This is a genomic window from Marivita sp. (assembly GCF_020055635.1).
Lineage (GTDB): Bacteria > Pseudomonadota > Alphaproteobacteria > Rhodobacterales > Rhodobacteraceae > Marivita.
On record NZ_JAIPUT010000130.1, the window covers coordinates 1 to 4,901 of the forward strand.

Below are 4,901 nucleotides of genomic sequence, written 5' to 3' on the forward strand. Positions count from 1 at the left end.
GGACCCATGGTCGAAGACAGCGCGATCTTCTTCATGTACGTGCCCTTGGAGCCGCTCGGCTTGGCCTTGGCGACGGCATCGACAAATGCCTTCACGTTCTCGATCAGCTTGGCTTCGTCGAACGAGACCTTGCCGATTCCCGCGTGAACGACACCGGCTTTCTCGGCCTTGAACTGGACCTGACCGCCCTTGGCGTCTTCGACAGCCTGCTTGACGTCCATCGTCACGGTGCCGACCTTTGGGTTCGGCATCAGGTTGCGCGGGCCAAGAACCTTGCCCAGGCGACCGACGATCGGCATCATGTCCGGAGTGGCAATGCAGCGATCGAAATCGATGGTGCCGCCCTGGATGGTTTCCATCAGGTCTTCGGCGCCGACGATATCCGCACCGGCTTCCTTGGCTTCGTCCGCCTTGGGGCCACGTGCGAACACGGCGACGCGCACGGTCTTGCCGGTGCCGTTCGGCAGGCCGACAACGCCGCGGACCATCTGGTCGGCATGGCGCGGATCGACACCGAGATTCATCGCGATCTCGAGCGTCTCATCGAATTTCGCGTTCGAGTTGGCCTTGATCAGGGAGATGGCTTCCTCGACGGTGACATCATCCTTGCCCGCAAAGGCTTCACGGGCGGCACGGGTGCGTTTTCCAAGTTTAGCCATCTTACTTCACCTCGATGCCCATGGACTTCGCCGAGCCCAGGATAATCTTCATTGCACCTTCAACGTCAGTCGCATTGAGGTCTTTCATCTTGGCTTCCGCGATTTCGCGCACCTGACCGACGGTCACGGTTGCGACAGTCTCACGACCCGGAGCCTCTGCACCACGCGGACGGTTCCGCTTGCCCACCGGCTTCAGGCCGGCGGCCTTCTTCAGGTAGTAGGACGCCGGCGGCGTCTTGATTTCCATGGTGAAGGACTTGTCCTGGTAATAGACAATCTCGGTCGGGCACGGTGCGCCCTCTTCCATATCCTGCGTCTTGGCGTTGAACGCCTTGCAGAATTCCATGATGTTGATGCCGCGCTGACCCAGCGCGGGGCCCACGGGCGGGCTGGGGTTGGCTTTGCCTGCAGGGATCTGCAGCTTCATCTTGCCAGCAAGTTTCTTGGCCATCTGGCCTCTCCTTTTCCAACGACCCGGGAACGCGTTCCAAGGTCACTCTTGTTGTGTGGTCCGGTCCGCGACACGCGTGCCGCTCGCCTCCCACGCTCGTTCGGCGGGATACCCGCCTGCACTCAGATCACTATTGCTTCGTGACCTGCGTGAATTCCAGCTCGACCGGGGTTTCCCGGCCAAAGATCACCACCGACACCTTGAGGCGCTGGTTGTCTTCGTCGACCTCTTCGATCATGCCATCGAAATCCTCGAACGGACCTTCGTTGACCTTGACCTTCTCGCCGATCTCGAAATGGATCAGCGTCCGCGGCGCGTCCTCGCCTTCGGCCACACGGCCCAGGATCGCCTGCACCTCGGCATCGCGCATCGGCATCGGACGCCCCTGCGGACCAAGGAACCCGGTGACGCGGTTGATCGAGTTGATCAGGTGATACCCCTGATCCGACATCTCCATCCGCACCAGCACGTAGCCGGGCATGAAACGCCGCTCGGCCGTCACTTTCTTGCCGCGCCGGATTTCGATCACTTCCTCGGTCGGAACCAGAACTTCCTCGATCTGATCCTGAAGGCCCTGCTCTTCGACCGCCTGAAGGATCTGCTCTGCGATTTTCTTCTCGAAATTCGAAAGCACGCTGACCGAGTACCACCGCTTCGCCATCTGGTCACAAACCTCTTTGTCCGCGCGGCCTGAGTTGCCGTCTGATTTCTAACAGCCGAACGCTGCAACGTCGGCTCCGGAATAAAAAAGCGGCGTGCAACTCGAATCGATGCACGCCCCATTCCGTTCTAGGCGGTGAGTTACCGCCTTACCCTGCGCTTTTCAAGAGCAGACCGCGCCTAGCCGAAGATGTTCAGCAGACCCTGCAATCCACTGCGGATCAGAAGGTCCACCAGCGCAAAGAAGACCGCCGTAAGCGCCGCCATGATGAACACCATCACGGTGGTCAGCAGCACCTCGCGCCGCGTCGGCCAGACAATCTTCGACACCTCAGCCCGAACCTGCTGAATGAACTGAAGCGGATTTGTCGTTGCCATGGGATCGGCCTCACTTTGCGTTTCTGCTGCTTCGCATCTAGCGAAGCCCTGTCCCTAATTCAAGCGACGCCTGAGTGAAAGGCCTTTGCGCCGCATCTGACCTGCACGCGCGCGCCCGCGCGAGCGCGCGAAGCAGGCCGCCGTCGGCTCCTCACGATGACGTGTCCGAAATCACGGAAATTCCAAGATTTTTCAGGAACGATTTTCTACCGCACCGGTTGAGCCCCCAGAGCGGTCGGCGTCCAGCCGTCCGCAGTGGATTGGAATAACCAATTCAAGACTGATAAGGAGATTGAAATGAAACGCATGATGATCGCAACCGCACTCGCCACGACGCTCGGTACGGCCGGTTTTGCCGCAACCGAAGCTCAGATTGAGCAGGTCGAAAGTTTTGCGAGCGGAATTGACACCTCCAGCTACACCGACAGTGACTTCGACATCGCCTATGGCATCGTGAATTCCGGCATGTCCCGCGGCGAAAAGGTTGCAAAACTGCGCGCCCTGGAAACCGAGGACAATGTCGATCTTGGCGTCGTGATGATCAGCGAAGCCGAAATGGAACGTCTTGAGCAATATGCTCCGGGTGTGGATTTCGGCACCATCACGCAGGCACAGGCGGAAAGCGCGCTGGCGGTCACTTATGGTGGCGAAAGCCCCTCCATCGTGACCCAGCGGGTGCAGAACATCCTGTCCGGCAACGAGATGGACGAGGAAACCCTCGCAATGGTCTCGCAAGGCGAAATGAACATGTTGTCGACCTATATCTCGGAAGACGACATCGCGCTTCTGACCGAGGACGAACTCGAACTGGCGCTGAGCTATGCCTATAGCGGCATGTCCCGCAGCCAGAAGGTTCAGCAGATCGAAGCACTGATCAACAGCTGACCTTGCCAGACTTGACGCAGAACAAGGGTCGCCCTCCGGGCGGCCCTTTTTCGTGCCTGGCACAGACAGCCCTCGTAGGGGACCGTCGCGTCGAATTTGCACATGTCTGACGGAAAATGGCAGGGGCAGCAGGGTTCGAACCCGCGACCTACGGTTTTGGAGACCGTCGCTCTACCAGCTGAGCTATACCCCTAAGGCCGAGGAGACGGGTATTCCAAGCCACTCCTGAAATCAAGGCCCAGAAGACCGTGGATCCGACAATTTTCTCTGTTTGCGCCAGGCACGCCGCGTCATCTTTCGGGTCGGCACACGCGGCCGGCTCAATCGGGATGACATCGGGCTGACCACGGTCCTCCGCGCGGGAGCACGCGCAGGTGATGGCGCCGTGTCGAAACCTCCCGGAAAGTTAATTCGCCGGTGATCTCGCGGGTCGCTACGCTGAATCCATGAACCCGGAGGACAACCCGATGAAACCACGTTCAACGACTCGTTCCGATCTCGGCAGGCGAGGCTTTCTGGCAAGCTCCGTCACCGCACCTTTCCTCGCAATCATGGCGGCCACGCCCCGCCCTGCCGCAGCCCGCGTCGGGCCAACAGATTTCGAGTATGAAATCACGCGGACCGAAACGGAATGGCGCGCCTTGCTGAGCAAGCCCGAGTACTTCGTCCTGCGCGAAGGCGGAACCGAGGTGCCGCACACCAGCCTGAACACCTTCGAGATGTCGGAAGGTGAATACAGGTGCAAAGGCTGCAATCTGGTGAATTTCGACTCCAAATGGAAAGTGCCGAAATTCGATATCGGCTGGACCTTTTTCTCGCAGGCCCGACCGACCACCGTACTCACCTCCATCGACGAAAAAGGCGCCGCCGCGGAAATGGCGGACGGCGACGCACTTATCGAATGTCATTGCCGCCGCTGCGCTAGTCACCTCGGACATATTCTTTCGATCGAAGACCAGACATTGTTCTGCCTGAACGGAGTGGCCTTGCTCTTCGAGGCCGCTTGATCCCCACCACCCATGCGCGACATGTAAAAAGCGGCGGTCACGAACCGTCGCTTTTTTTCACGCCCACGACAACTCTGTGACTCACTTGCCTGTCAAAAAGAAGTTTCTTGTTGAAATATTCCGGCGGGTGCCGATTTCCGTGAATGGCGTCACGAAACCGGCATTCCGCGAAACACAAACTGTCGATTTTAATTGCACGTTTTCAACGCCTTACCAAAACCGCGCATTGTCTGACCCGTGATATCCACGAACCTCGCTTCCGCCATCATGCAAAAGCACTTCTGACGAGTTTCGACGTGAGCAATACGTGAGTATTCCAAAACGCTTTCATGATGAACGCTGTGCTTACCGGCATGGAATTGCCGGAAATCAAGTTACGGAAGGAAACAACATGAAACATATGACAACCCGTATTGCCGCCACCCTGATGATGATCGGCACCCTGAGCCCCGCAGTTGCGATGGAACAGGAATTGAACCAGTTGACCGGCGCGGTCTATAATGGACTAACCTCGATGCAAATGGACGTTGCCGATATCACCAATCTCACCCTCGGTGAAATCAATCGCATCAATTCGATCATGTTCAGCGGTGACAGCGAGTCCGAAAAGAAGAACAAGATAAGCAATATCCTGCGCCTGGCTGCCGAACGCTGACGGGTGCTTTCTGAACACCCGGCGCAAAACGAAAAAGCCGCGCTCCGAAAGGGGCGCGGCTTTCCTTGTTTGGGAAGACCCGACGCTTACGCGACGATCTTGGACACGACGCCCGAGCCGACGGTGCGGCCGCCTTCGCGGATGGCGAAGCGCAGGCCGTCTTCCATCGCGATCGGCGCGATCAGCTCGACCTCGAACTTCAGGTT

At 58.4% G+C, this 4,901-nt stretch carries 8 protein-coding genes and 1 tRNA gene; 3 read left to right on the plus strand and 6 right to left on the minus strand.

All coding sequences use genetic code 11. The features are described 5' to 3' along the window. The 4 genes from rplA to secE all read right to left on the minus strand — a co-directional run. On the minus strand, positions 1-659 hold a 659-nt coding region (gene rplA / locus LCF60_RS23495), incomplete at its 3' end, for a 50S ribosomal protein L1 (protein WP_292294960.1). Position 660: 1 nt separating this feature from the next. Continuing rightward, a complete protein-coding gene (rplK, locus tag LCF60_RS23500; protein WP_292294961.1) occupies positions 661-1,110 on the minus strand; it encodes a 50S ribosomal protein L11 in 450 nt (149 codons plus the stop codon). Positions 1,111-1,240: 130 nt separating this feature from the next. Continuing rightward, the gene (gene nusG, locus LCF60_RS23505; RefSeq protein WP_292294962.1) at positions 1,241-1,771 is read right to left on the minus strand and encodes a transcription termination/antitermination protein NusG; all 531 of its coding nucleotides are present in this window, start codon (positions 1,769-1,771) and stop codon (positions 1,241-1,243) included. A gap of 179 nt (positions 1,772-1,950) precedes the next feature. Further along, positions 1,951-2,148, minus strand: coding sequence for a preprotein translocase subunit SecE (secE, locus tag LCF60_RS23510; RefSeq protein WP_292294963.1), 198 nt, complete (start codon positions 2,146-2,148; stop codon positions 1,951-1,953). 297 nt (positions 2,149-2,445) lie between these two features. On the opposite strand from secE, the gene LCF60_RS23515 reads away from it, so the two are divergent. Beyond that, positions 2,446-3,033: a hypothetical protein gene (locus LCF60_RS23515; RefSeq protein ID WP_292294964.1), complete on the plus strand. Its 588-nt coding sequence runs from the start codon at positions 2,446-2,448 to the stop codon at positions 3,031-3,033. 117 nt (positions 3,034-3,150) lie between these two features. On the opposite strand, the gene LCF60_RS23520 is transcribed toward LCF60_RS23515, so the two are convergent. Continuing rightward, positions 3,151-3,226 (minus strand) — tRNA-Trp (locus tag LCF60_RS23520). Between the two features lie 253 nt (positions 3,227-3,479). Between LCF60_RS23520 and LCF60_RS23525 the strand changes: the two genes are divergently transcribed. Next, on the plus strand, positions 3,480-4,040 hold the full coding sequence (locus LCF60_RS23525) for a peptide-methionine (R)-S-oxide reductase (protein ID WP_292294965.1): 561 nt from the start codon (positions 3,480-3,482) through the stop codon (positions 4,038-4,040). A 307-nt stretch (positions 4,041-4,347) separates the two neighbouring features. Then, complete coding sequence (locus LCF60_RS23530) at positions 4,348-4,695, plus strand: hypothetical protein (protein ID WP_292294966.1); 348 nt, start codon at positions 4,348-4,350, stop codon at positions 4,693-4,695. An 86-nt stretch (positions 4,696-4,781) separates the two neighbouring features. Here LCF60_RS23530 and LCF60_RS23535 read toward each other — a convergent pair. Then, positions 4,782-4,901, minus strand: a 120-nt coding sequence (locus LCF60_RS23535; protein WP_292294967.1) for a hypothetical protein, incomplete at its 5' end; no start/stop codon positions are given.

What these genes read in the sequence shown, in the direction of transcription:
- rplK (WP_292294961.1), bottom strand. Translation starts at nt 1,110, where the DNA reads ATGGCCAAGAAACTTGCTGGCAAGATGAAGCTGCAGATCCCTGCAGGC.
- nusG (WP_292294962.1), bottom strand. Translation starts at nt 1,771, where the DNA reads ATGGCGAAGCGGTGGTACTCGGTCAGCGTGCTTTCGAATTTCGAGAAG.
- secE (WP_292294963.1), bottom strand. Translation starts at nt 2,148, where the DNA reads ATGGCAACGACAAATCCGCTTCAGTTCATTCAGCAGGTTCGGGCTGAG.
- LCF60_RS23515 (WP_292294964.1), top strand. Translation starts at nt 2,446, where the DNA reads ATGAAACGCATGATGATCGCAACCGCACTCGCCACGACGCTCGGTACG.
- LCF60_RS23525 (WP_292294965.1), top strand. Translation starts at nt 3,480, where the DNA reads ATGAACCCGGAGGACAACCCGATGAAACCACGTTCAACGACTCGTTCC.